At 37.9% G+C, this 24081-nt stretch carries 21 protein-coding genes; 3 read left to right on the forward strand and 18 right to left on the reverse strand.

Annotated elements, in window-relative coordinates:
* Together KIM67_RS00825 and KIM67_RS00830 are read left to right on the forward strand one after the other, a co-directional pair.
* Positions 1-1731 carry a M56 family metallopeptidase gene (locus KIM67_RS00825; RefSeq protein WP_213829482.1) on the forward strand — a complete coding sequence of 577 codons (1731 nt, stop codon included), beginning with the start codon at positions 1-3 and terminating at the stop codon, positions 1729-1731.
* 142 nt (positions 1732-1873) lie between these two features.
* Positions 1874-2974 (forward strand): DUF4407 domain-containing protein, encoded by a 1101-nt coding sequence (locus tag KIM67_RS00830; protein ID WP_213829483.1) that lies wholly within the window; start codon positions 1874-1876, stop codon positions 2972-2974.
* A 58-nt stretch (positions 2975-3032) separates the two neighbouring features.
* Here the strand turns inward: KIM67_RS00830 and KIM67_RS00835 are convergent, their stop codons facing one another.
* The 5 genes from KIM67_RS00835 to rfbB form a co-directional block, all read right to left on the reverse strand.
* The gene (locus KIM67_RS00835; RefSeq protein ID WP_163416619.1) at positions 3033-3170 is read right to left on the reverse strand and encodes a hypothetical protein; all 138 of its coding nucleotides are present in this window, start codon (positions 3168-3170) and stop codon (positions 3033-3035) included.
* 161 nt (positions 3171-3331) lie between these two features.
* Positions 3332-4204: a dTDP-4-dehydrorhamnose reductase gene (gene rfbD / locus KIM67_RS00840; protein ID WP_213829484.1), complete on the reverse strand. Its 873-nt coding sequence runs from the start codon at positions 4202-4204 to the stop codon at positions 3332-3334.
* Positions 4205-4219: 15 nt separating this feature from the next.
* Entirely contained in the window at positions 4220-4768 is a 549-nt protein-coding gene (rfbC, locus tag KIM67_RS00845; RefSeq protein WP_213829485.1) for a dTDP-4-dehydrorhamnose 3,5-epimerase, read from the reverse strand.
* A gap of 3 nt (positions 4769-4771) precedes the next feature.
* On the reverse strand, positions 4772-5632 hold the full coding sequence (rfbA, locus tag KIM67_RS00850) for a glucose-1-phosphate thymidylyltransferase RfbA (RefSeq protein ID WP_163416622.1): 861 nt from the start codon (positions 5630-5632) through the stop codon (positions 4772-4774).
* Between the two features lie 40 nt (positions 5633-5672).
* Complete coding sequence (rfbB, locus tag KIM67_RS00855; protein ID WP_213829486.1) at positions 5673-6713, reverse strand: dTDP-glucose 4,6-dehydratase; 1041 nt, start codon at positions 6711-6713, stop codon at positions 5673-5675.
* 221 nt (positions 6714-6934) lie between these two features.
* On the opposite strand from rfbB, the gene KIM67_RS00860 reads away from it, so the two are divergent.
* The gene (locus tag KIM67_RS00860) at positions 6935-8068 is read left to right on the forward strand and encodes a hybrid sensor histidine kinase/response regulator (RefSeq protein WP_213829487.1); all 1134 of its coding nucleotides are present in this window, start codon (positions 6935-6937) and stop codon (positions 8066-8068) included.
* Here KIM67_RS00860 and KIM67_RS00865 read toward each other — a convergent pair.
* From KIM67_RS00865 to KIM67_RS00925, 13 genes are all read right to left on the reverse strand, one after another.
* Entirely contained in the window at positions 8065-9273 is a 1209-nt protein-coding gene (locus KIM67_RS00865; RefSeq protein WP_213829488.1) for a glycosyltransferase family 2 protein, read from the reverse strand. The genes KIM67_RS00860 and KIM67_RS00865 overlap by 4 nt on opposite strands.
* A gap of 26 nt (positions 9274-9299) precedes the next feature.
* Positions 9300-9938: a DapH/DapD/GlmU-related protein gene (locus tag KIM67_RS18675; RefSeq protein WP_213829489.1), complete on the reverse strand. Its 639-nt coding sequence runs from the start codon at positions 9936-9938 to the stop codon at positions 9300-9302.
* 10 nt (positions 9939-9948) lie between these two features.
* Complete coding sequence (locus tag KIM67_RS00875) at positions 9949-11142, reverse strand: glycosyltransferase (RefSeq protein ID WP_213829490.1); 1194 nt, start codon at positions 11140-11142, stop codon at positions 9949-9951.
* Between the two features lies 1 nt (position 11143).
* The gene (locus tag KIM67_RS00880; RefSeq protein WP_213829491.1) at positions 11144-12301 is read right to left on the reverse strand and encodes a glycosyltransferase family 1 protein; all 1158 of its coding nucleotides are present in this window, start codon (positions 12299-12301) and stop codon (positions 11144-11146) included.
* Positions 12302-12310: 9 nt separating this feature from the next.
* Entirely contained in the window at positions 12311-13516 is a 1206-nt protein-coding gene (locus tag KIM67_RS00885) for a glycosyltransferase family 2 protein (RefSeq protein ID WP_213829492.1), read from the reverse strand.
* Positions 13517-13536: 20 nt separating this feature from the next.
* The gene (locus tag KIM67_RS00890) at positions 13537-14505 is read right to left on the reverse strand and encodes a UDP-glucuronic acid decarboxylase family protein (RefSeq protein WP_213829493.1); all 969 of its coding nucleotides are present in this window, start codon (positions 14503-14505) and stop codon (positions 13537-13539) included.
* An 8-nt stretch (positions 14506-14513) separates the two neighbouring features.
* On the reverse strand, positions 14514-15866 hold the full coding sequence (locus tag KIM67_RS00895; RefSeq protein WP_213829494.1) for a UDP-glucose/GDP-mannose dehydrogenase family protein: 1353 nt from the start codon (positions 15864-15866) through the stop codon (positions 14514-14516).
* Positions 15867-16181: 315 nt separating this feature from the next.
* On the reverse strand, positions 16182-17072 hold the full coding sequence (locus tag KIM67_RS00900) for a glycosyltransferase family 2 protein (RefSeq protein ID WP_213829495.1): 891 nt from the start codon (positions 17070-17072) through the stop codon (positions 16182-16184).
* 17 nt (positions 17073-17089) lie between these two features.
* Positions 17090-18565, reverse strand: a complete 1476-nt coding sequence (locus tag KIM67_RS00905; RefSeq protein WP_213829496.1) for an O-antigen ligase — start codon at positions 18563-18565, stop codon at positions 17090-17092.
* Entirely contained in the window at positions 18565-19908 is a 1344-nt protein-coding gene (locus KIM67_RS00910) for an oligosaccharide flippase family protein (protein WP_213829497.1), read from the reverse strand. Before KIM67_RS00910 ends, KIM67_RS00905 begins: the two co-directional genes overlap by 1 nt.
* Positions 19908-22076, reverse strand: a complete 2169-nt coding sequence (locus tag KIM67_RS00915) for a hypothetical protein (RefSeq protein ID WP_213829498.1) — start codon at positions 22074-22076, stop codon at positions 19908-19910. Before KIM67_RS00915 ends, KIM67_RS00910 begins: the two co-directional genes overlap by 1 nt.
* Before the next feature lie 65 nt (positions 22077-22141).
* A complete protein-coding gene (locus tag KIM67_RS00920; protein WP_163416636.1) occupies positions 22142-22882 on the reverse strand; it encodes a TolC family protein in 741 nt (246 codons plus the stop codon).
* Complete coding sequence (locus KIM67_RS00925) at positions 22882-24078, reverse strand: sugar transferase (protein ID WP_213829499.1); 1197 nt, start codon at positions 24076-24078, stop codon at positions 22882-22884. Before KIM67_RS00925 ends, KIM67_RS00920 begins: the two co-directional genes overlap by 1 nt.
* Positions 24079-24081 lie beyond the last annotated feature (3 nt).

The following is a 24081-nucleotide window of genomic DNA, read 5'->3' on the forward strand; positions in this document are numbered from 1 at the left end:
ATGTTAGCATATCTTATAAAATCTGGTGCCTGCATGGCAATTCTCCTATTCTTTTACAAACTTCTATTGGAAAAAGAAAACATGCATGTATTTAAGCGGTTCTATCTACTAGGGGCACTAGTGTTCTCTCTTATAGTCCCAAGTATTGTTTTTGTAGAGTATGTAGATCCCATAACAGCTTCGATAGCTGTTCAACCCATAAATGGCACAGCAACGGTTGTTGAAGCACCTTTGCCCAATGATATGAACACTATCAATTGGTCTTTAGTTTGGTGGTCTGTGTATAGTATTGGGTTACTTGGTTTTGTATTTCGCTTTTTCAGGAATCTTTTTCAAATTTTAAATCGAATTAGTAATAATCCCAAAGTAAAACAACACTTCACTATCAATGTATTGCTGCTGGAGAAATTTACACCGCATACATTTTTCAATTATATTTTTTTGAACAAGCTGGATTTTGAGTCAAAAACAATTCCCAGTGAAGTATTGTTACATGAAGAAATCCATGCAAAACAAAAACATAGTATAGACGTCCTCCTTATCGAAATCCTACATGTTCTGTTTTGGTTCAATCCACTATTATATTTCTTTAAAAAATCTATAAAACTGAATCATGAATTCTTGGCAGATAGTGCTGTATTAAAAAAGAATAGTTCAACCAACGAGTATCAAAACACACTGCTATCGTACTTATCAAACGATAGTCTGCACAAATATCAGTCAGTCAAAATGGCAAATGCCATCAATTATTCATCAATCAAAAAACGATTTAAAATCATGAAAACACACACGTCCAAAAAATCAATTTTAATTAGAGTTTTGCTAATCGTACCCCTTACAACGCTTTTGCTTTATGGTTTTAGCGAAAAAAAGACCTTGGCTCCACCAAATACTAATGAAGAAATCATCTTGGGAACCCGACCAGATTCGGGAAAAACATATAAAAGATTTGAGATCAAGGGGCAAATTTATGGTATTTCCAATCAGAAGTCACAACAAAGTGCTTCTAGAGCGCAAATGGCCGAATACAATAAACTGGCAAAGAAATACAATACTATGCCCAAGGATAATATGCATATTAAAACAAAAGAGGTTGACCGACTGAAGTATATATATAATTTAATGTCGGACAAACAACGTGAGGATGCAGAGCCTTTTCCAGAATTTCCTGAGCCTCCCAGCCCTCCAAAGGCGCCTGATCATATAGATATCGAAGAAGACGTCATTGAGAAGCATGTACAGAAAACCATAAAGAACCAAGAAACCTACAGCGTTGTGGTCAAAGATGGAGAAACCATAACGGAGACTGTGATGCAACAAACAACATCCACGGCAAGCAATGCCCAAAAAGAAGAACTGGAAGCTGCATTAAAACAACAAGAACTCGCTTTGAAGGAACAGGAAAAAGCTTTGGAAGAACAGGAGCTTGCAATGAAAGAGCATGAAAAGGCCATGAGAGCTCACGAAAAAGCACTAAAAGAACAAGAAATTGCTATAAGAGCACATGAAAAAGCTATGGAGCCACCAATGCCTCCTTTACCACCAGAGCCAAAAACCCCTTTAAAGCACGCCACCGAAATGGCAGAGCAAGGTGCCATCTTTTTTTACAAAGGGAAAAAAGTAACTTCTGATGAAGCTATCAAAATCTTAAAAAAGGAAAAGAATCTAAGTATCAGTATTGAAAAAACCGATAACAAAACCCCTATTGTTAAAATTGACACTCATTTTTGATGCTGCACGCCTAAATCAATCACAAATCACTGTTAAAGCCTTCATTTAGAAGGCTTTTTTGTAACAAATCAACAGCATTTGCGTTCTAATAGTCAATCAGTCCCAAGCGTAGTCGAGGGATCAAACCAAAACGAGCACTATCATGTTACAACAATTCTTTATCTTCTGTTCAGGGGCGGACACTGATATCCTGAAAACTTGTTCCAATGGGGAACGCAACAAATATGCAGGCATAGGAGCAACTGTTTTTTTTACTGCAGTCATGGCATTTATCGCCAGCGGCTATGCACTATACACTGTTTTTGACAACATCTACACCGCTGTTTTTTTCGGGTTATTATGGGGGCTTCTCATTTTTAATCTTGATAGGTACATTGTGTCAACCATAAAGAAAAGGGATAATCTTAAAAGTGAACTCTTTCAGGCAGCTCCGAGAATAATTCTTGCGCTGATTATTGCCGTCGTTATTTCCAAGCCGCTGGAAATGAAAATCTTCGAAAAAGAAATCAATCAGGTCTTGTTGGAGGAGAAAAATGAAATGACACTGGCCAATCAAGAACAAATTGCTTTACAGTACAATCCAAAAATCGAAAATCTGAATCAAGAGATTGCCAGTTTAAAAAATGAAATAGCAACTAAAGAAGCTGAAACCAATGCATTGTACGACACTTATATTTCAGAAGCTGAAGGTACAGCAGGAACAGGTTTATTGGGCAAAGGTCCTGTATATAAAGAAAAGCGTGAAAAGCACGACGCATATCTTAAGGAGCTTTCTCAACTTAAGGAGACCAATCAACAAAAAATCATCAGCTTAGAAAATGAGATTGCGAGTTTAGGAACAGATTACAAAGCGGCAGTGGACAGTTCGCAACCCACAATCGATGGCTTTGATGGACTTATGGCTCGTATAAATGCTTTGGAAAAGCTGCCGTGGTTACCTTCTTTTTTTATTTTCCTCCTGTTTTTGGCCATAGAAACGACACCAATTATTGTGAAACTTCTAGCTCAAAAAGGGGAGTATGACTATAAATTTGAAGAACAGGAAAGTGTGGTCGCCACTTGGGTTTCCCAGAAAGTGGCCCAACGTAAATTATTGTTCGCTACCGATGGTGAACTCAATCAAAAGGTTTACGAGGATATTAAAACCGAGGAAGAACTATATCGGTATAAAAAAGAAAAAGCCGAGGAATTGCTCAAGTTACAGGCCGATTCTTTTCATAAAGTTCAAGTAAAAGGCCTTTAAAACTTCTTTGATGTGCCTTTAACACAAGTACTTTAGAATGTAAGCTGATTGTAGTTGATTATAGCACTATTGGAGTGTGTAGATTGATTACCATTTCTTCTTTTTCGAGCTGTATATCGCAAAGTTGGTAGGAGTCGGTTTTAAAGTCCAATTTTGCGAATCCGAAATAAACTATGCGGCCTTTCTTATTTTTCATGATGTCAGATTTTGGGGTTATGCTTTGATTTATACTTCAAATGTATAGTACAGGCATCAAATGGAAAAAGAGGTAAAGACGAGCAAGCAAAAACTATCGTCGAATTTTAAAAATCATACGTTAAAAAAGAGAATGTTTTTTTGAAGGGCTAAAACAAGGTCTTAAGAATGATTCATCACGTCTTTTTTGGACAGGGCCACTTTTAAACTATCCTTCCAGTGTGGAATTGCCAAACCAAAAGTGTTTTTTATTCTGGATTTATCCAATACCGTAAATTTTGGGCGTTCTGCAGGAGACGGATAATCTTTGGAGAGAATCGGTTTTAATTCAATATCAATTTTAGCGGTATCGAATATGGCCTTGGCAAAATCATACCAGCTGGCCACACCTTCGTTACTATAGTTATAAACCCCGTAGTCGATACTATGGGCCTTGATGATGTGAAGTACAACTTTTGCCAAATCCAAAGCATATGTTGGTGTTCCCACTTGGTCATAGACAACGGATAGTTCTTTTCGTTCATTCCCCAATCTAACCATAGTCTTCAAGAAATTATTCCCAAATTCTGAATACAGCCAGGAGGTTCTTATGATAAAGTGTTCTTCTAAATTGCCGATAACCGCTCTTTCGCCCTTATACTTTGTATCACCATAAAACCCAATGGGCCTGGCAATATCATCTTCTGCATAAGGGGTGCTCAAAAATCCATCAAAAACAAAATCCGTGGAAATATGGATCAAAACCGTCTTGCTCTCATTACAGTTTATTGCCAAGTTTCGAGCTCCGGTCACATTGACGCTATAGGCCAAATCCGTCTCAACCTCTGCTTTATCTACATTTGTGAATGCTGCACAGTTAATGCAATAGGAATAATCCGAAGAAAGCAATTCTTCCCTAACCGCTTCAAAATCTGTAACATCCAGGTCTTGGGAGGATTTAAGTACAAAATCAAGATTCTTGGTGTGCCCCTCAGCAATGAGCGATTTAAAGGTACTTCCTAATTGACCAGTTGCTCCTGTAACCAATATCTTCATAATGCGTATCTAAAATTAATGGGAAACTGCTTCTTTAAAAACAGGTAAAAATTTATCTTTTTCTGAGATGATCAAATCTTCCTCTGCTAAAATCCAATCTATATTGAACGTTGGGTCGTTATAAATAATTCCACTTTCCGATGCAGCGTTATAAAAATTATCGCATTTATAAGAAAACTTGGCGGTATCGCTTATCGTTACAAACCCATGGGCACATCCCCTAGGAATGAACATTTGCTTTTTATTGTTCGATGATAACAACGTGGAAACTACATTCCCGAACGAAGTGGAGTTGGGTCTTATATCTACGGCAACATCCAAAACCTCTCCGTCCAGAACACGTACTAGCTTAGCCTGTGCATGTTCTCCTTTTTGAAAATGAAGCCCTCTTAATACGCCCTTAGAAGAGAAAGATTCATTGTCCTGTACAAAAAATGGTTTTGAACCGGTCAATGATTCAAATGTCATTTGGTTGTAGCTTTCAAAGAAATACCCTCGTTTATCCTCGAAAACCTTGGGTTCAATGATAAAGCATCCTTCTATTGCTGTTTTAAATACTTCCATAGTCTATACCAAAGCTTCTAGCAATCGTTTACTGTAACCACTTTTCAAAAATGGTTCGGTTAATTTTTTAAACTGACTTTTTGTGATAAACCCCATCTTGTATGCAGATGACTCTATAGCACCGATTTTTAATCCTTGTCTTTCTTCTATGACCTGTACAAACTGGGAAGCCTGCATTAACGATTGAAAGGTTCCTGTATCCAGCCAAGCTGTACCCCTATCCATTATGCTCACTTTCAGCTTTCCTCTTTTAAGGTATTCTTGGTTGATATCCGTTATTTCCAATTCGCCCCGTTTACTGGGTTGAATATTCTTTGCTATCTCTACCACATCATTATCATAAAAATAAATTCCGGGAACAGCATAATTGGATTTTGGCTTTTTTGGCTTTTCCTCAATGGATGTCACCTTGCCTGAATCATCAAATTCAACCACACCATACCGCTCTGGGTCAGTTACGTGATAAGCGTAAATAATACCTCCATCTGGGTCGTTATTGGATTGCAACAGGTTTTCCAAACCTGTTCCATAAAAAATATTATCCCCAAGTATCAAAGCTACTTTGTCGTTCTCTATAAAATCCTCTCCAATGATGAAAGCTTCTGCCAATCCGTTGGGCTGCTCTTGAACTGCATATTCAAATTTACAGCCATATTTTCTCCCGTCTCCCAACAATCGCTGAAACATGGGTAAATCGTGAGGTGTTGAAATGATCAATATTTCCCAAATACCTGATTCGATAAGCGTCGAAAGAGGATAGTATATCATTGGTTTATCATACACTGGCATCAACTGTTTACTGACCGCCAATGTTATAGGGTGTAGTCTTGTTCCAGAGCCTCCTGCTAAAATTATTCCTTTCATCTTTCTTGGTTTAAAACCTATACGGATATGGTGTCCAAAATTACTGGACTAAACTTTTTGTCTTGTTTACATCAAACTTCTTTAGATACCAATCTATTGTTTTATCGATACCTGTTTCAAAATTTTCATCTGCCATCCAGCCTAAATCATTTTCAATTTTAGATGCATCTATGGCATATCTAAAATCATGTCCGGCCCTATCTTTAACATACGTTATCAGGTCTTTATAAGAGGTGTCTTTTCCTCTTGGGTATTTTCTGTCTAGTATGTTACAAACGGTTTGGGCTATATAGAGATTGTCTCGTTCGTTCCTACCACCAATATTATATGTTTCTCCTGATGCACCTTTGTCATAGGCTAAGGCAATTCCTTTACAATGATCCAAAACATACAACCAGTCCCTTATATTAGATCCATCCCCATAAATGGGTATAGGTTCTTCTGCCAAGGCTTTTCGTATGATGGTCGGAATTAATTTTTCATCATGTTGCTTTGGACCATAATTATTGGAACAATTGGTTGTTACCACATTCATACCATAGGTATGGTAGTAGCTTCTGATGATAAAATCCGAGGAAGCCTTTGAAGCGCTATACGGACTATTTGGAGCATAAGGAGTAGATTCCATAAAAAGACCTTCTTTTCCCAACGTACCGTATACCTCATCTGTAGAAACATGATGAAACCTTGAGTGTTTATATGCCCCCTTATATACCCCAGGACTTATCATCCAATATTTTTTGGCCACATCTATCAAATTAAATGTACCCAAAATGTTTGTCTGCATAAAAGCATCTGGATTGGTTATGGAATTATCTACATGGGATTCGGCCGCAAAGTGAATCACACCTTGGATGTCGTACTTTTCGAAAATCTTTTCCAAAAGCTTTCTATCACATATGTCCCCTTTAATAAAAGTGTATCGATCATGCCCATCGACCTCATGCAGATTATCAAGATTACCGGCATAGGTGAGGGCATCAATATTGACCAAATGGATTTCCGCATTTAATTCTAAGAAATAAGGAATAAAGTTGGAGCCTATAAATCCCGCTCCCCCAGTAACCAAAACATGTATCATGGATATTATTTTCGTATTACTTACTTTGTAAATATAATCTTACTTTTTAGGTTGGGTCAATTATTGTTGTGAACGGTCGGTTTTTGTTGGTAGAACACATAATATAGGTTTTAAAACAACACCAACCAATTTATTGGCCTTTCTAGAAGCAATCTGAAAGTAAATACTTAATTTTAATAAAAACTTTTTCCTACTCTTAAAAACAATCGTCCCTAGTTTAAATGAAAAACCAAGTTACGGAAAAACCCTATATCCTTGCTGTAGATGACGAGCAGTTGAATTTAGAACTGCTCCGGTTTATTTTAGAGCGAAATAATTACATATTTGAAGGTACCAGCGATGACGACTATTTCTTTGAAAGCCTTAAAAAAAGAAAGCCAGATCTTATCCTTCTCGATATTATCATGCCTAGAATTGAAGGTTTTGAACTGTGTGAAAAAGTCAAAAAAATTCCTGCTTATAAGGATATTCCCATCATATTTCTAACCGGAAAAGTCAATGTAACGGATAAAATAAAAGGGTTTGAGGTTGGAGGAGTGGATTATGTGACCAAACCTTTTAACGAGAAAGAACTTATTGCACGAATACAAACCCATGTTGAACTGATACGTGCCAAAAACCAAATTGCAGAACAAGCTAAAAACCTAAAACAATCCAACGAACTAAAAGATAGAATGTTCTCCATTATTGGACATGATCTACGTTCCCCACTAAGTGCAGCCAAATTAAAAATGGACTTTATCATGCGGGGAATTATAAACCCTAAGGACGAGAACTTCTTGGATGAAACTGTCTTTGACCTTTTAAAAACGATGGATGAAGCATTGAACCTGCTTCAGAACTTGTTGGGTTGGGCGAAATCTGAAAGCAACCAGATTCAAATGATTCCAGAGAAACTGAACTTGAACAATTTGGTAGACCAAACCATTCGGCTTTTGAAATTGGGCAGTGATCATAAAAGAATCAAAATACAAAATAACGTTTCTGAAGAAATCCACTCATTTTCGGATAACAATATGATCAAGACCGTATTGCGAAACATACTTTCCAATGCCATAAAGTTTACGCCTGTAGATGGTATCATTAAAATCAATTCAAAATTGGTCAAAGACAACGTTGTTATAGAAATTGAGGACAACGGCAACGGAATTCCAAAAGAAGACATTGATAAAATCCTAAACCCAAATGAGCACTTTAGCAAATTGGGTACGGAAAAAGAACCTGGCACTGGTCTAGGTCTTGTGCTATGCCAAAGCTTTGTGGAAAAAAATCACGGGACACTGAGAATTCGTAGTGAAGTTGGAAAAGGAAGTACATTTTATTTTGACCTTCCCCTTTATGAAGAACAGGGTTAAGCAACCGCTTCTGCCTGGGCACTTCTCTTGGCGCGCTCCCAATTTACAGATTGATTTCCCTTGATATACCTTCCAAAGCCTAGAAAAACAGAAAGGTTCATGATAAAAAAGTAGTACGGTATAAAAAGAACCTTTAGACGAATTTGTCTGTTTTCCAGAAACCAACCTAACAGTGCTGCTGCGTAGAACAATACTTGTCCCCAAAATAATGTACTGAACAAACCAAATGTGAACAACCCTTCACTTTGTGCCAAAACAAAATTTATAGGAATAATCAAAAAAAGTAACAGTGGGGAAAGTGTCCAACGCAATACACGGTGCGATATGTATTGAAAAGATAATGTTCCGTATTTGAAGAAATTAAGCAACGCCCTTAATCTGACTACAGATTGTATGCCTCCGGCAGAAATCCTTACTTTTCGTTTTAGTTCTTCCTTTACATTGGCAGAAGCAGTTTCTATGGCATACGCCTCTGGATTATATTGAATGGTATAACCGGACATGGCAACACGCAATGAGATCATAAAATCGTCCAATAATGTATCTTTTTCCACTTCTTGCCAAAGTGCCGTTCTAATGGCAAAAAGTTCTCCTGCCGCACCAACGACGGAATATAGTTCTGCATCCCATTTTTTTAGCTGCGATTCATATTTCCAATATAACCCCTCTCCTGCACCCGCAGCACTATCAACATCTTTGGAATAAATACGTTTTTCTCCAGAAACACAACCTACTTTTGGATTTCTGAACAAGCGTACTATTTCTTGTATGGAATCTTTGCCCAAGTCTGTATTGGCATCGGAAAAGATGACTATTGGAGTTTTTACAAATTTCACTCCTCGGTTCATAGCAGCAATTTTCCCAGCTCTGCCATCTTTGTGGTATACTTCAACCCCATCATATTTCTTTAATAAATCTGGAGTTCCGTCATCAGATCCATCCGTAACCCAAATTTGGGTTACTTTATCTTGGGGGTAATTAAGACTTTTTGAATTTTTTACTTTTTGCTCTAAATAATCCTTTTCATTAAAAGCGCTTACAAAGAGCGTTACTTCGGGTTCATAATCATCATTACCTTCAAATTTTTTGGATAATCCAAAGATCCTTCTAAGTTTAATGATAATGAACAGTAGTATTCCATACCCCAAATAAGCATAAAAAATGATAAAAAGTGAAACCCAGAAAAATACTTTTAAAAACTCCATTATTACTTTTTTAATTCATGACCCAACTATACTGCGATCAAATTCTTGTTTACCGCTCTCTGCCATTCGCCAGTATCGTGATTGTATGTTTTAACCACCCTTGCCGGGTTCCCAACAGCCACAGAATACGCTGGAATATCTTTGGTGACCACGCTTCCGCCGGCAATAATACAGTGTTTCCCTATAGTAACACCTGCTACAACTACACAGTTTGCCCCTATCCAAGTTTCTTCTTCTACCGTAATTATCGCTGTGGAAACCCCTTGTTCATGAATGGGCATTGAAACATCTTCGTAGTTATGATTAAGTCCTGAAAGCACTACATTTTGTGCCAATCTAACGTCGTTCCCTATGGTTACGGGACCTATAATCGTATTACCGAGACCTATCCTGGTTCTGCTACCTATTCTAACGGCACCTACGCCATTGTTCACAGTAGAGAAATCTTCTATTGTGGAATTTGTACCTAATTCAAAAATGTTCCACGGCAATACATCCATGCGGGTCCTTCGACAAATGGTAGCGCCTCTTCCTTTTTTATGATAGAAAGGATTTACAAACCATTTTACCCATAAACGAGGTCTTGCCTGATTTTTAGGCACCAATAGCCAGTAGATAAATTTTTTAAGTCTCTCACTGCCTCTAATTCTATCCTTTACGTCCATAACTTTTGATTTATGCTGATTTTTTAATGGCATCATAAATGGCCTTAACATTATTCTCCCACGTATGGCTCTTCGCAAATGCTATTCGTTCTTCAACTAATTCTGAATTATTTTCTGCCAAAGCCCTTTCTGCCAATTGAATGTATTCTTCTTTAGTGCTTCCTAAATAGACGTGTTCTTCAAACATTTCCATGGCCTTCGTTTTCGTAGCCAGGGTAGGTTTTCCCATCGCCAAATACTCATCAATTTTTCTAGGATAGTTCCCTATGGTCCAATCGTTTACTACTTGCGGGTTCATGGCAACATCAAACCCTTTAACATAAGCGGGTAGTTCGGAAGCATCTTTGCTTCCTAGAAAGAATACGTTCTTCAACCCATGCAATTTTGATTGTTTAAAGTCTTCATCCTCGGGCCCTACCAAAACAATACTCCAGTTTCTTCTTGTTTTGGCCATATATTCCAAAAGTTCAATGTCCAATCGCATACTTGTTAAATATCCTACATAACCCATAATGGGCCTTGGAATGGATTCAAATTCTTTGGGTACAGGTATCGTATCGTTTTCATCATTGAACAAGGACACATCGCAACCCTGCCCCACCATAAAACTATTGGGATTGAATTTAGAGCCATACTCCGTATAGAGTGTAGAATTGTTTACAACGGTATCGGCCTGTTCGATAAGTTGTGGTTCTATACGCTCTCCATGCTTTCCCCAATAGGGCACTTTAATCAAATAATCCCGCATGTAATACGTGTAACTTTTAGGGGATAGGTATTCTTTAAGATGTAGCCCCAAAAACATGGAACTATCATTAAATAAGAATACATCCTTAAAGTTTAGCTGATGCATGGCAGCTATAATATCATTCGAAAAAAGCTTTGAATTTCTTTTATTAAGCAGTTTAAATATGGAGTGAAAGGAAATCCAATTAATAGACTCTATTAACGTTTTGGGATAAAGGTTCCAAAGGTTTTCCCCAATTTGCACAAGACCTGTTTCTTCCCCATTTTTTATTTTAATCCTCTTTTGAACTTTTTCTGTAGCCCTTTCCCGCTTTAATGTTGCCCTGTCCAATGGAGGATTTACATAAAGTACTCGGTTTTGTTTGGCAAACTCGGTGGCAATATTTTTACAGTTACTGCCAATTTCAATATCCCATGCTTGTATCCCTACAACTATGATATCTTGACCTTTGATCATGTTAGCTGTTTTTAAGTTCGTTATGGACATCCTCATACAGTTCTAAAACATTTTTCGCCATGGTTTCCCATGAAAAGTGTTGTGCTCTTTTGATGCCCTTTTCGACCAAAACTTGGGCCAACATTTTATCCTCTACCAACGTCTGCATCGCAGTTGTAATTTCTATTGGATTAAAGGGATCTATTATCAAAGCAGTATCCTTTCCGGCCACCTCTGGCATTGATGACGTATTTGAAGTGATCACCGGCACTCCGCAGGCCATCCCTTCTAAAATTGGAATGCCAAAACTTTCTCGTAAGGAGGGATACAGGAATATAGCGCATTGGCTTATAATAGCTGGCAAATCGGTATTTGGAACGTATCCCGTTAAATGAATCAATGGTCTAATTTCCTCTACTTCTATAGAAGCCAAAAGCTTTTGAAGTTCGGCTTCATCGTAATCCAACATCACCAACTTGTACTGATTGGGATATATTTTATTGAACTCTGAAAATGCTTTTAATACGCCCTTGGTATTTTTTTTGGGGTCTGTATTCCCTAGAAAGAAAAAGAAATTATCCGGTAGCGCATACTTGTTCTGGATAGTTTTTAACTGATCTAGATCGGTTACTTTTTTAAAGTGGGAACCAACACCATTATATATGGCCGTCAATCGGTTGTCCTTAAAACCAAAGTAATTACTGATGCGCTCTTTCTCATAATTGGAGACCGTAATGACCTTTTTGCTTTTTCTAATCACTGGTGGCACAAAATACCTTCGGTACATGTTTCCCAGTTTTTGATACCATGTTCCTCCTTTTTTTAATACGCTTATGCTCTCTAAATAGATAATATCGTGCAAGGTGGTAATTAGCGGTACTTTAGAAAACAAAGGGCCTGTATTACTTGTACAATGCAAAACATCACAGCCCTCTTTAAAAGCCGCTTTGGGCAATGCAATTTGTTCCCATCCCGGGTAACCCCATTTTGAATTTAGCTCTACAACTTTAAAATTAGGTGCATTGGGAATACAGGTGTCATCAAAATCTGGTTTTACAAAAATTACATACTCATTTTCACCATCGATTTTTTGAAGATTTTTAATAAGCTCCAAAGCGACCATGTCCATGCCATGTTTCTTTTTTCTAAAAAGTCGTTGTCCTTCTATGCCTATCTTCATATGTTGCTATTAACTATTGATCGTACCATGTTCCGTGTGAATAAACTTTTTGTTAGCACCTTTCAATTTAAACAGTGATAGGAACATGAGCAGAAATGCCTTTGGAAGTGTAAGCAAAGCTTTAAGCGTTTGCAGGCTATAAAACTTTTTGGGTACTGCGAAAGAAAATGCTACTACTGTCAATAGCAGGACAGCATACCAAAAGATAGCGGGAATTATTAAGAAATTGATTGGGAAAAACAAGGTTGTCATAAAGTACAAAAAGGTGATAATCACTACCAATCCCAGCAATAATACCCTTGGAGGCGATACCATTTGATAGACTTTGTCAAAGAAATCCACATTGCCCCGAACAAACAACTCTTGTAAACCAGATGCAAAATAATTTCTAAAATAAATGAACTGTGCAGAAAGCCAACGCTTGCGCTGATTGGAAAACACCTCTGATTTTTGGACTTTCTCGTCCAAGACCAAAGCATCGTCTAGATACTCAATCTTTGTTCCGTCCTTTAATAATTTTAATTCCAATTCTTTATCAAACCCGCCAACTGCATTAACATTGGCCATGGTATTTTTAAAAAAATGGTAGTCAAAGGCCATCCCAGAACCAATCAATGCAGAGGATAATCCTAATACGCGGTGTCCTTTTCTAAAAATATGATTATTGATTTCTTCACTTATGGCATCCAGAATCGCAAAAGGCGTATTTGTATTCTTGGCTATTCTATGTCCTTGCACCACGGAATATCCTTCGTCAAAGGCATCATTGATTTTTTCAATGAAATCCTCTTCCATAATGTTATCGGCATCCAAAACCAAGGCCACATCATATTCATCACCGATTACCTTCATTGCCTGGTTAAGGGCTTTGGATTTTGTGCTTTTTTCAAAGGAGACCTCAACAACACTTACAGGAAATTCTTCAAGCGCTTCCAAAGTGCTTTTCTGAAAAGAATCGGCAATGATAATAACTTCAAAAAACTCCTTTGAATAGCTCTGTTCAAGAGCCTTTTTAGCTACTTCGACAATTACGTTGTCTTCTTTATATCCTGGAATCAGGACAGCAAATCTTCGTTGTCTATTAGAACTTTTGTCTTGTTTCTTACGTTTAAAAAGACCTGCAAACGAAAAAATAAAGATGTAAATGGATGCAAATCCAAAATATCCAAATAAAAGGATTTCCAGAGCATGAATTAAAATTCTTATGACATCCATTTATCTATTTTTTACGGTGATTATCCTTCTATCAATTCTTTAATAGATTGCTCTTTGAGCAGATTATCAAAGTAGGCAATGGTTTTTTCAAGACCGGTTCTCAAATCGATTTCTGGCTTCCAATCCTTCAGTTTTTCTTGCGCCAAAGAGATATCCGGCTTTCGTTGCATAGGATCATCGGCAGGTAAGGGCAAGTGTATTATCCTAGATTTTGAACCTGTTAGGTCAATAATATTCTCAGCTAGTTCCAACATGGTGAATTCTCCTGGATTGCCAATGTTGATGGGGCCAATAAAATCATCTTCGGTATCCATCATTTTTATCATTCCATCTACCAAATCACTAACATATTGAAAACTTCTCGTCTGTGTTCCATCCCCAAAAATGGTAATGTCCCTTCCTTGGAGTGCTTGTATAATAAAATTGGATACTACCCTTCCATCATCAGGTTCCATACGAGGTCCGTAGGTATTGAAGATTCTTATAATCTTCACCAAGACATCATTGGAATTGTGATAGTTCACAAAAAGTGACTCTGCACAACGTTTGCCTTCATCATAACATGAGCGAACTCCTATAGGATTAACATGACCCCAATAGTCCTCCGGTTGGGGATGCAATTCTGGGTCTCCATAGACTTCACTTGTGGAAGCTTGAAGAATTTTTGCCTTAATCCGTTTGGCCAATCCCAACATATTGATTGCCCCCAAAACCGATGTTTTTATGGTCTTAATCGGATTATGTTGGTAATGTACTGGTGAGGCAGGACATGCCAAATTATAAATTTCATCTACCTCAAGAAAATAAGGCAAGGTTACATCATGTCTGATTACCTCAAAGTAAGGGTTGTCCATTAAATGTACTATTTTACTTTTCCTTCCAGTAAAATAGTTGTCCATGCTCACCACTTCATTGCCTTCGTTTAGGAGTCTTTCACATAAATGGGAGCCCACAAAACCTGCACCCCCTGTTACCAATATTCGTTTCATAATCTTGTTTAAAGGTTTACGGTTTCTATTTCTGTGCTTTTCACAACTTCCCTACCAATGCTGTAATAGGTGAACTCTTGTTCTTTTAATTCTTCTGGATCGTATACATTTCGACCATCGAATATGGTTTTGCTGTTCATGAGCTTTTCCAATATTCTAAAGTTGGGCATTTTAAATTCAGACCACTCGGTCACCAAGATGAGTGCATCGGCATCAATAATGGCGTCGTATTCATCTTTGGCATATTCGATACTATCACCTAAAATCCGTTTGGTCTCTTCCATCGCAACCGGGTCATAAGCTCTTACCGTAGCACCAAGGGCTTTCAATTGTTCTATAATCACCAATGATGGAGCTTCCCTCATGTCATCCGTTTTTGGCTTAAATGCCAATCCCCAAAGTCCAAATTGCTTGCCTTTAAGATTCTTTCCAAAATGACTTTTTATTTTTTCCACCAAAACTGATTTTTGACGGTAGTTGACACTTTCCACAGCTTTCAATACTTCCAAAGAATGTCCATATTCATCTGCTGTTCGTACCAGTGCCTGAACGTCTTTTGGAAAGCAACTGCCCCCATAACCAGTTCCGGGGTAAATGAATTTATTTCCTATTCTAGAATCGGAACCTATTCCTTTTCTTACCAAATCCACATTAGCTCCCACAAGCTCACATAGATTGGCAATGTCGTTCATAAAACTAATTTTTGTCGCCAGCATGGAATTGGCCGCGTATTTGGTCATTTCCGAAGAGAAAATATCCATGAACAATAGTGGGTGTCCGTTCATTAAATAAGGCTTGTACAATCTACGCATCACTTTTTCGGCACGCTTGCTTTCAATTCCTACTACGATGCGGTCTGGCTTTAAAAAATCATCTACGGCGCTACCTTCTTTTAAAAATTCTGGATTGGATGCCACGTCAAACGAAAGGTTAGCATCTCTTTTTACCAATTCCTCTTCAACGGCAGCTTTTACCTTGTAAGAAGTTCCTACGGGAACAGTACTTTTAGTAATAATTACCTTATAATCTTCCATATGTTGCCCTATTTCCCTGGCAACACCCAGTACATATTTTAAATCTGCACTACCATCCTCATCTGGCGGTGTTCCCACAGCTATAAAGATGGCATCGCTATTCTTTATTCCTTTTTCCAAACTTGTTGTAAAAGAAATCCTGCCCTTGTCCAAGTTGCGTTCCAAAAGGCTATCTAGGCCCGGTTCATAAATGGGAACTTCACCATTGCGCAGTTTTTCAATTTTCTTTTCATCAATGTCCACGCAAACAACGTTGATTCCCGTCTCTGCAAAGCAGGTACCGGTTACCAAGCCAACGTAGCCTGTACCTATTACTGTTATATTCATAATTTTAAAGTATATTAAGTTTGATTTGTTCCAGATAATCATTAACCTCGAATGAATTATTCTCATCCATTGTTGTTGAATCTTCAACTAGCGAATCAAGGTCATTTTCGCTGACGCAAGCACAATGACATAGGATAATTGAAAACTTGAAGGATTTAATCATTCTAGTAGGTTTAATGATTTTGTAAATATTACCTTACATTTATGGAAAGAAAATTAATTGTTGTGAAATACTTTCTTGGTGTTGTCAACTAGTTAGAATCTAGGTGGTAAGAATACCCTAAAATCAATTAACTCAATCTGCAAGTCGTATTATCATCCAATTGTAGCACTGTTTTTCAAATTCCAAAAAATTGCCTTCCAGAACGCTTTTAAGTGCTCATTTTGGCGTTTTACAATAAACATGAAACTGTTTTTGGGAATGGAAACAAAGCATTGAAACAGTAAACTTATCCATAGTTGAAACGGCTTAAAATTTCTTCTGGCGAAGAGAATCCTGTTTCGGGAAATATAATAGGTCTTCAATGGACTGAACTTTCCGGTTGAAACCGATTCTTTATGCAGTATATATGATTTTGGTTGGTAGTATATTTTATAGCCTGCCCGTTTTATCATTTCGGCCCAATCGTGTTCTTCGTAATACAGAAAGTAAATTTCGGTCATCATACCTACTTTTTCCACAATACTTTTTGGAACCATCATTGCCGCTCCGTGTATGGACTGTGTTTCTCCCTCAGCATCAAAATCTCCATTATCTTTTTGATGGTATCCAATACTGTTATTCCTAATTGTCCAATGACTCATGGGCGTATAACCGGCATACTGAATAAGTGTAGGATCCCAATGGAACTTAATTTTTGGGCTTACCATTCCAATAGTCTCATCATCTTGAAGTGTTTGTACCAAGGATTCGATAAAATCTTTTGGAACAATGGTATCATTATTTATAAATAACAAGTAATCACCTTTTGCTTGTTTAACCCCAAGATTGTTGCCTCCTGCGAAACCCAGATTTTCCTTGCTCTTGATTAGGGTTATTTCTGGGTATTTTTCTTTTATCTTATCTGGATTGTCATTTGGCGAAGCGTTATCGACCACAATGATTTCATAATTTGGATAGGTAAGCGTTCTAATAGATTGCAATAAATCCAAAGTGACTTCGGATTCATTATAATTAATGGTTATTATTGATACGAGTGGTTTCATGTTTTTTGTGGGTTATTTCAGGATGTTGCTTTCAATTCCAATTCAGCTTCTTTTTCTTCCATGATCTTCTTGTCCAGTTTTGGAGCTATGAACATGAACACCATCCCTGCATACATCAATATACAGGTTGGAAACTGTCCAAAAATCCCATTTCCGTAGGAAGCCGCCATAATGCCAAACATACCGCATACCAACGCTGCAATCTGTCCTTTTAGCCAGCCGTCCCGTATTTTGTACATTACATTGTAGGCGCCGGTAATCAGTACAAAAAAGAGTATGAACAAATGTAAATAGAGACCTACGATACCTGTGTCCGCCCATACTGCCACAAACCAACTATCTGTTGCTGTGTTCGCCAGAAAAGTATTTGGCGAAAAACGTTTCCCCCAGTTCCCTGTAGAGCCTATACCACCTCCAAAAGGTCTAGAAGCCAGATATCCTTTTAACTTGGCCTGGTTCTCCAATCGTACTTGTAACGAGGCATCGTTAGGGTCGAACGCAGTTCGCATTCTTCTTATTTGATCGTTATCGTTACCTATAGTGGTATATTTAAAGAAAACAAAAACGCTTATTCCCACGAGCGCTCCGAGGACTATGCTTGGAATATGTTTTCGAATGATCAGGAACATCACACCGCCGGCAGCGGGAACAGCAATTGCTCCACGAGTTCCAGAAATCATCATACCTAAAAGACCTGCCAAACAAACTATTACGCAAAAAATCTGAAATCTTCTGTTTTTTGCAAATAAGGTAAGTACACCGAAAACAACACCTGTATGGCCCTGTGCAGCACCAAACTGACCTGCATCCGAGTAAAAGGAAAATATCCTGAGTTTTCCAAAGAGTATATGGGTAACATTGCCACCAGCATCCAACCATGCCTGTTCAAAGGGATCAACACCAAAAATTAATTGTTGCATACCCTTGGTAGTTGCCAAAAGCGACAAAACGCCCCAAATAATAAAAAACAACTGGAGGTCTTTTGGTTTGTTGAAAAGAATAAAAACAAGCGGTATAAACAACCACATGTACAACGACAACCCCCGCATGGCATAAAACCAAGCGGCCACACTAACAGCCTCTGGATTAACAATCTGAAAAATGGCATACCCAAACCAAAGCGATGCTAAAACGGTAAGTTGGGAACTCGCTCTGCTCCAAGGCACTTTTATTCTGAAAGCCTTAAAAAAAAGAGCGAGATACATGAGCACCATTAGACCGTCCATGAGCAATCCCCATGTCATTGGCACATATCTTCCTATGCCCAATACAAAAAAATTGAAAATGAGTACGGTTATCACTCCTATTCTTGGGTTTACAAAGAGGGCGCCCAAATACACTATTGCAAATGGAAGAACCATTACCCCAATACCTGCCACTAGTCCTTTTGTCGCTGTAAGGTGAGCCGTAGTAATTACTACTGATAAGAGCACCAAAACAGGAAGTGGTTTTTTTAAGTAGTCCGATCCATATGTTTTATTGAACGGATTCATTAGCCCAAATGCGTTTTTAGGTTTTTGAGAAATGATAAACTTTCAGAAACTATTTGCGTGCTTTTAATTTGAATTTCTCTTTTTAAATAATAGAACCCAAGAAATATTCCCACTGCTGTAAAAAGTACCGTACCTATTGCCACGGCCACCAAGCTTTTAAATACGAACACGGCCAATATGTTTAAAACAATATTGGCAAAAGTCATTACCAATACCTTGTACAAATTAAGTTTGGGTCGGTTGATACTATCCAGTAACACCCCTGTAAAACGATCTATGGGCAAGAGCATAATATATACCGTAAATACCCTGAAAATTAAAGTAAGTAAGGGCAATGAATCCATATATTCCTTTCCTCCAAGGAAGAGAACCATATATTCAGCAAATGCAAAACTTACTAAGGCCACAGGAAAAAATAATAGCGTAATAATGCCCACATACGAATAGAAAATCTTCTTTACTCCACCCAAATCCCCTTCTATGGACTTTTTGGACATTCTGGGATATGCAGTCATGGCAAAGCTGTGCAAAGGTATTCCCAAAAGATCCGTCAACTTTAACGGAATGGCATACATGGCGATACCGGCAGAACCTAAAAATGGACTCATTCCAATGATAAACGTATCCGAACTTTTTAAAAGACTAGAACTCACCAAAGTTCCCATGGAGTACTTTCCAAAATTCACCAATTCTTTTTCAATGGATTTTTTAGTCTGTCCCACATAACATAATCCATCCCAATATTTAACGGAACACCAAATACTCGAAATGGCGTTGACCAAAATATTTATCCAAACAATTTCCAAAAGTCCAAGATTCAGCCAGAATTGATTTAAAACAAGAAAAAGGCAAAACAGTCCTACATTGGAAAGCCTTACCAACATCATCCGCTTGAAATTTTGCTCTGACTGAAAGAGGGCCATTGCATTGTTCCAACTTAGATTGGAGAGCGCCAAAAAAGGATAGTATAAAAGAAATAATCCGTAGCCATTGTTTACTTCGATACCATTGAACTCAAAAATTCCCAAAATTGACCAGCATAAAAATGTCAATATTCCTAAAAGGACAAGATTTATTTTGAAGGTTGCCGCGAGTATTGTTTTGCGTTTGTTAGTGTCGGCTCCGGAAAGTAATCGCACAGAAGATGTTCGGGTCAATCCAAAACGTAAGAGATCTACAAAGGTGGCCAAGGTTATAAATAATACCCACTCTCCAAACAGTTCTTTGTTCAATTGCCGGGTCAATAGCATAAAACTCAACAATCCTAAAAACGCAACGCTCACGTTGGCCATTAAGGAGGATAGATTCTTTTCTTTGCCAATATGTTTCAATCTTCCCAACATTAGGCCACGGATTTTTTATTAAAAAAACGAAACTGTACCATCTTTTTGATCCAGCTACGAATCAACGATCTTTTCTTAGGAAGTTCCCCTACAACGGTTTCCATTTCCAACACTTTTACTCCATTGAGAATAATGGTCGGTTCGGGTCCTGTAGTTGCCTCTTTGAAAAGATTTAATGCATTCTTATCAGCTTCTCCCCATGCCCTATTTGCTCTTGTCACCAAAAACATATAATCCATGGTAGAAGCCAGTTTTACAGGAAAAGGGTTTTTTATAATACTTGGGATTTCCAATATGATAAAGTCAAAACTGCTAAAGTCTTCGATGCTTTTGTCAACATCAAAATCTTGGACATTGGAAATCTTATAAAGCTGATCGCTCACGCCATAAAGGATTTTATGGTAGCATTCGCCCATCAATCCCAAATCCTCATCATCATAGGTAACATGTAATGTTCTATAATCGAGCTCGCACAATTTAGCGATCAAATGTTTGCAAATAAACGTTTTCCCTTCATTCTCCTGCGTTGAAAAAAGCATATTGATTACTGGCTCACTTTCCTTTTCTTTCTTATACTGATTCAGAATAATATTCCTGGAAATTGCATTAACAGCTTTATTTTGGAGGTACTCGTAGTCTATTTTATTGTTTTTATCGCTGATGACCGGAAAGATTGATGAAACCTTTAATTCTATCTTATCTGCGGCACGTGTTGCCGTATTGATGTTTCCGTCCAAAAGTTCCAGGACAAGTATCGTTGCTGCTACCAAAACAAAACCTACCATTCCCGCCACAATGACGAGAAGCATTCGTTTACTTGGTTTTGGACTTATAGGAAAAAATGGAACTTCAGTAAGTTTAATATTGGATTTGAGCTCCACATTTTGTTGCCTTAGTTTTGCCAGCCCTAGACTATGCAACAGACTCAAATATTCCCGCTCGGCTATATCTATTTTACGCTCCAAACGCTTCATTGTAGCCCCTAAAGGGGAAAACTCTTGATATAATTTTTCAAACTCTTTGCGCTTTTCGTCCATGACTTTTAATTGCGCCTTAGTTCCTTCGTATCCTATTGTGTTTTGCAACCAATCTGCTAAAACACTGGTCGATGCCAAACTTTTATTGTCATAATCCGTAACGTAGATAGTATCTATGTTTTCAACCATTTGTTGCTCTATTTCGGCTATCCTTTTCATTTTTAGGGCCGCTTCTTTCGCCTTTTTATTTTGGATAGTGGAATCGGCTTCTATTCCCAATGTCAACATGGATACATCAAAACTTAGGCTAGATAATTCTTTCCGCAATCCCATTACACGCTCACTGGACACTCGCTTTAGTTCATGCGTTTTTAGTTTTGATTCTAAAATATCCAGAACTGCCTTAGCTGCATTGTGCTGTCTAAACACCTCTAAATACTTTATCTCAAATTCCTCCTTCTCCGCAGCTATATGTTTGGTCTGCTCGTAGTAATTGATAATGTTATTGCTTTGGTTAAATTGTAGCAGCTCATCTTCTGCCCCTCTCAAACTAATCGTGGATTTTCCCAATTGACCTTGAAAGTATTTTACAACGGCATCAGACTGATTGACCTTTATATCCGCATTAAGCTCCACAAAGACTTCACATAGAATGAGTAAGGTATTTTGGCATATTCCTGGATCTTCGGATTCAAATTCGATATCCACAAAATCACTGTTTGAAATTCGCCTTAATCCAACACGACCATTGATTTTTTCAATGCTATAATCTGGATGGTCAAGATTAATAAGCTGATAGATGTAATTGGTATGATTGGACTCCTTCAGTTTTACAAAGTTTTCAAAAGTCTTTTCGACATCGCCCTTGACCACTAAATCTTTCACTTCTTCGGGAACGGATTCCATCAATCTTTGATATTTTTCCCTCGAAATAATTTTAATGTCCGCACTGTCCAACACCATATGTTGGGTAAACAATTTTAGTCCTACAATTTCTATTGTCGTTCTTGCCTTGATAAGGTTGAGCAAATTATCATAGGCCGTATTGGTGGCCCTAAAATCTATTTTCGTGTTTTCCAGCTCTATATTAGACCCTGTTGCTATACCTGTATATACACGCGCTTTGGAATTATAGACCTTTGGTTCGTCTTGTGTCAAATAAAATACCAGGGAAGCCAGAATGATTGGCATAGCAATCAATAAGCCTGCATGCCTTAATAAAAGGCGAACAAAAAATAAGAGGTTAAACTTCATTATTAAATATTCAAATCTGCTCCAATAACACTCTCCAATGCCATTACCGAAGAAATAAACTCTGAACGCTGTAGTTCAAAGTTCATGGTCGCCTGGTTCATCATCTGCTGTAAACGGGTATATTCGGTAACGTTTATAATACCGCTTGCAAAATCCTTCTCGGCACGTATGGATTGAACCCTGAAATTATCCACAATAGAACCTGAAATAAAAAAGAGTCGATGTGTTTTGAGCAAGTCATTGTACAACTCCACCACTTTTTGCTCCAATTCCACCTCAGCTACCTGAGTCTCAAATCGTGCCTTTTTCGCTTCCCCTTTTGCACTTTTTATCCTCGCCTTTCTATTGACCAATGCAGATAAGGGCATACGCAGTGAGACCCCAACATTATACCTACTTTGTTCTGTGGAGAAAAGGGTTTGACTTTGAGGATCGCCTGCAATTTGCTGGTTGCTAAGGTTGTCAAAGATGCCATAGTTATAACCTGCTTCAAGATTTATGTATTCCAACCAAGCCCTTTGCTCTGCGGATACGACTCCATCCCTATATTCCTGCTCTGATACGGTAACCTTTATAAAAGGGGAATAATCCTTGGCCATTGCTATAAGGCTGTCTATGGAAGGTAAGCTTTTACTGATGTCATTCTCCTTAAGCCCTTTTTCAATAAAATCATTTATGGCTTGACTATATGAAAAACCGCAAAGTAACACTGCCAATGTAAAGATGAACTTACTCCTTCGCATTATACATTCTCTTTTTGAAATACCGCCCTGAATGTTCTAAGTACTATCCACATATCTATCAAAAAAGCATTTTTGCTATTCGCGTATTCCACATATTTTATGTCCAATGTTTTTCGTTCTTCAGGCGACATTTTAGAACTCCTGCCCCTAGCTTCAACTTGCCACAGGCCTGTTATTCCCGCAGGTCCATTAAACCTATCTGTCCATTCGTCTGTCGTTAACATTTCTGCTTCGTATAAAGGCAGTGGTCTGTTACCTACAATGGACATATCTCCTTTTAACACGTTTATCAATTGTGGTAGTTCATCAATACTAAGTTTTCTAATGATTTTTCCCACCTTGGTTATTCTAGGGTCATTGTCAAATTTTACGAAAGCACTTTTAGCATTTTCTTTTCTCTTGTTGTTGTGAAGATTTTCATCCACTTCGGTATCATCGCCAAAAAGCACCGTCCCTTTGAATTCATAATTGCTCTCAGCTATATTTGCTGCTTCGGATTGGACCTCATCTTCATGTACATATTGGTTTAGATGCTGAAATTCTTTTAGCCGTTTATCTGCATCGGGGTACATGGACCGTAGTTTGTAGAAATCGAAAATCTTATATCCCGTTCCCACCCTTTTTGAAATATAGTAGACCTTTCCTTTTGACTCTAATCGAATCGCTATAATGAACAATAACAAAAAAGGAGACCCTAGAAGTAGTGCAGTCCCTGCTACGGCAATGTCGAAGGTCCGTTTCCAAAAACCTATCTTGTATTCCTTTATCGACCCTTTTGGAATCAAGATTTTCTCTTTGTTAAGGTTGGCCTTAAGTTCTTTTAAAAACTGGACCCTATCCAAAATATTTGAAGTAGAAATCGGTTGTACGTAAAAATCATCTATTCCATTTTTAACGGCCTCGGACAAGTCTGTCTTGTCGCGATTTTCGGCCACAAGAATAAATGGAATGGAAGGCTGCTCCACAAATTTTTCACGTAACGCGTTGTGAAATGCTATACCTGACTGCCCTGGAATCTGTTTCTCACAAATAACGGCATCCACTTCTTTGTTTTTCTCTAACCAATTTATTGCCAAAACAGCATTCTTGGCTACATGAAAATCTACTTTATCACTGCATTCCAAAAATTGATCGACCATTTTCTGGTTTGCTCCCACGTAAAGAAGACAAAGTTTTTTATCAGATACAACTTCCATAAT

This window comes from Flagellimonas sp. 389, assembly GCF_018449435.1.
Taxonomy (GTDB): Bacteria; Bacteroidota; Bacteroidia; order Flavobacteriales; family Flavobacteriaceae; genus Flagellimonas.

What these genes read in the sequence shown, in the direction of transcription:
- rfbC (WP_213829485.1), bottom strand. Translation starts at nt 4,768, where the DNA reads ATGGAAGTATTTAAAACAGCAATAGAAGGATGCTTTATCATTGAACCC.
- KIM67_RS00905 (WP_213829496.1), bottom strand. Translation starts at nt 18,565, where the DNA reads ATGAATCCGTTCAATAAAACATATGGATCGGACTACTTAAAAAAACCA.
- rfbD (WP_213829484.1), bottom strand. Translation starts at nt 4,204, where the DNA reads ATGAAGATATTGGTTACAGGAGCAACTGGTCAATTAGGAAGTACCTTT.
- KIM67_RS00865 (WP_213829488.1), bottom strand. Translation starts at nt 9,273, where the DNA reads ATGGAGTTTTTAAAAGTATTTTTCTGGGTTTCACTTTTTATCATTTTT.
- KIM67_RS00835 (WP_163416619.1), bottom strand. Translation starts at nt 3,170, where the DNA reads ATGAAAAATAAGAAAGGCCGCATAGTTTATTTCGGATTCGCAAAATTG.
- KIM67_RS00925 (WP_213829499.1), bottom strand. Translation starts at nt 24,078, where the DNA reads ATGGAAGTTGTATCTGATAAAAAACTTTGTCTTCTTTACGTGGGAGCA.
- rfbA (WP_163416622.1), bottom strand. Translation starts at nt 5,632, where the DNA reads ATGAAAGGAATAATTTTAGCAGGAGGCTCTGGAACAAGACTACACCCT.
- KIM67_RS00830 (WP_213829483.1), top strand. Translation starts at nt 1,874, where the DNA reads ATGTTACAACAATTCTTTATCTTCTGTTCAGGGGCGGACACTGATATC.
- KIM67_RS18675 (WP_213829489.1), bottom strand. Translation starts at nt 9,938, where the DNA reads ATGGACGTAAAGGATAGAATTAGAGGCAGTGAGAGACTTAAAAAATTT.
- KIM67_RS00895 (WP_213829494.1), bottom strand. Translation starts at nt 15,866, where the DNA reads ATGAATATAACAGTAATAGGTACAGGCTACGTTGGCTTGGTAACCGGT.
- KIM67_RS00825 (WP_213829482.1), top strand. Translation starts at nt 1, where the DNA reads ATGTTAGCATATCTTATAAAATCTGGTGCCTGCATGGCAATTCTCCTA.
- KIM67_RS00885 (WP_213829492.1), bottom strand. Translation starts at nt 13,516, where the DNA reads ATGGATGTCATAAGAATTTTAATTCATGCTCTGGAAATCCTTTTATTT.
- KIM67_RS00910 (WP_213829497.1), bottom strand. Translation starts at nt 19,908, where the DNA reads ATGTTGGGAAGATTGAAACATATTGGCAAAGAAAAGAATCTATCCTCC.
- KIM67_RS00900 (WP_213829495.1), bottom strand. Translation starts at nt 17,072, where the DNA reads ATGAAACCACTCGTATCAATAATAACCATTAATTATAATGAATCCGAA.
- rfbB (WP_213829486.1), bottom strand. Translation starts at nt 6,713, where the DNA reads ATGATACATGTTTTGGTTACTGGGGGAGCGGGATTTATAGGCTCCAAC.
- KIM67_RS00890 (WP_213829493.1), bottom strand. Translation starts at nt 14,505, where the DNA reads ATGAAACGAATATTGGTAACAGGGGGTGCAGGTTTTGTGGGCTCCCAT.
- KIM67_RS00875 (WP_213829490.1), bottom strand. Translation starts at nt 11,142, where the DNA reads ATGATCAAAGGTCAAGATATCATAGTTGTAGGGATACAAGCATGGGAT.
- KIM67_RS00860 (WP_213829487.1), top strand. Translation starts at nt 6,935, where the DNA reads ATGAAAAACCAAGTTACGGAAAAACCCTATATCCTTGCTGTAGATGAC.
- KIM67_RS00880 (WP_213829491.1), bottom strand. Translation starts at nt 12,301, where the DNA reads ATGAAGATAGGCATAGAAGGACAACGACTTTTTAGAAAAAAGAAACAT.
- KIM67_RS00915 (WP_213829498.1), bottom strand. Translation starts at nt 22,076, where the DNA reads ATGCCAATCATTCTGGCTTCCCTGGTATTTTATTTGACACAAGACGAA.
- KIM67_RS00920 (WP_163416636.1), bottom strand. Translation starts at nt 22,882, where the DNA reads ATGCGAAGGAGTAAGTTCATCTTTACATTGGCAGTGTTACTTTGCGGT.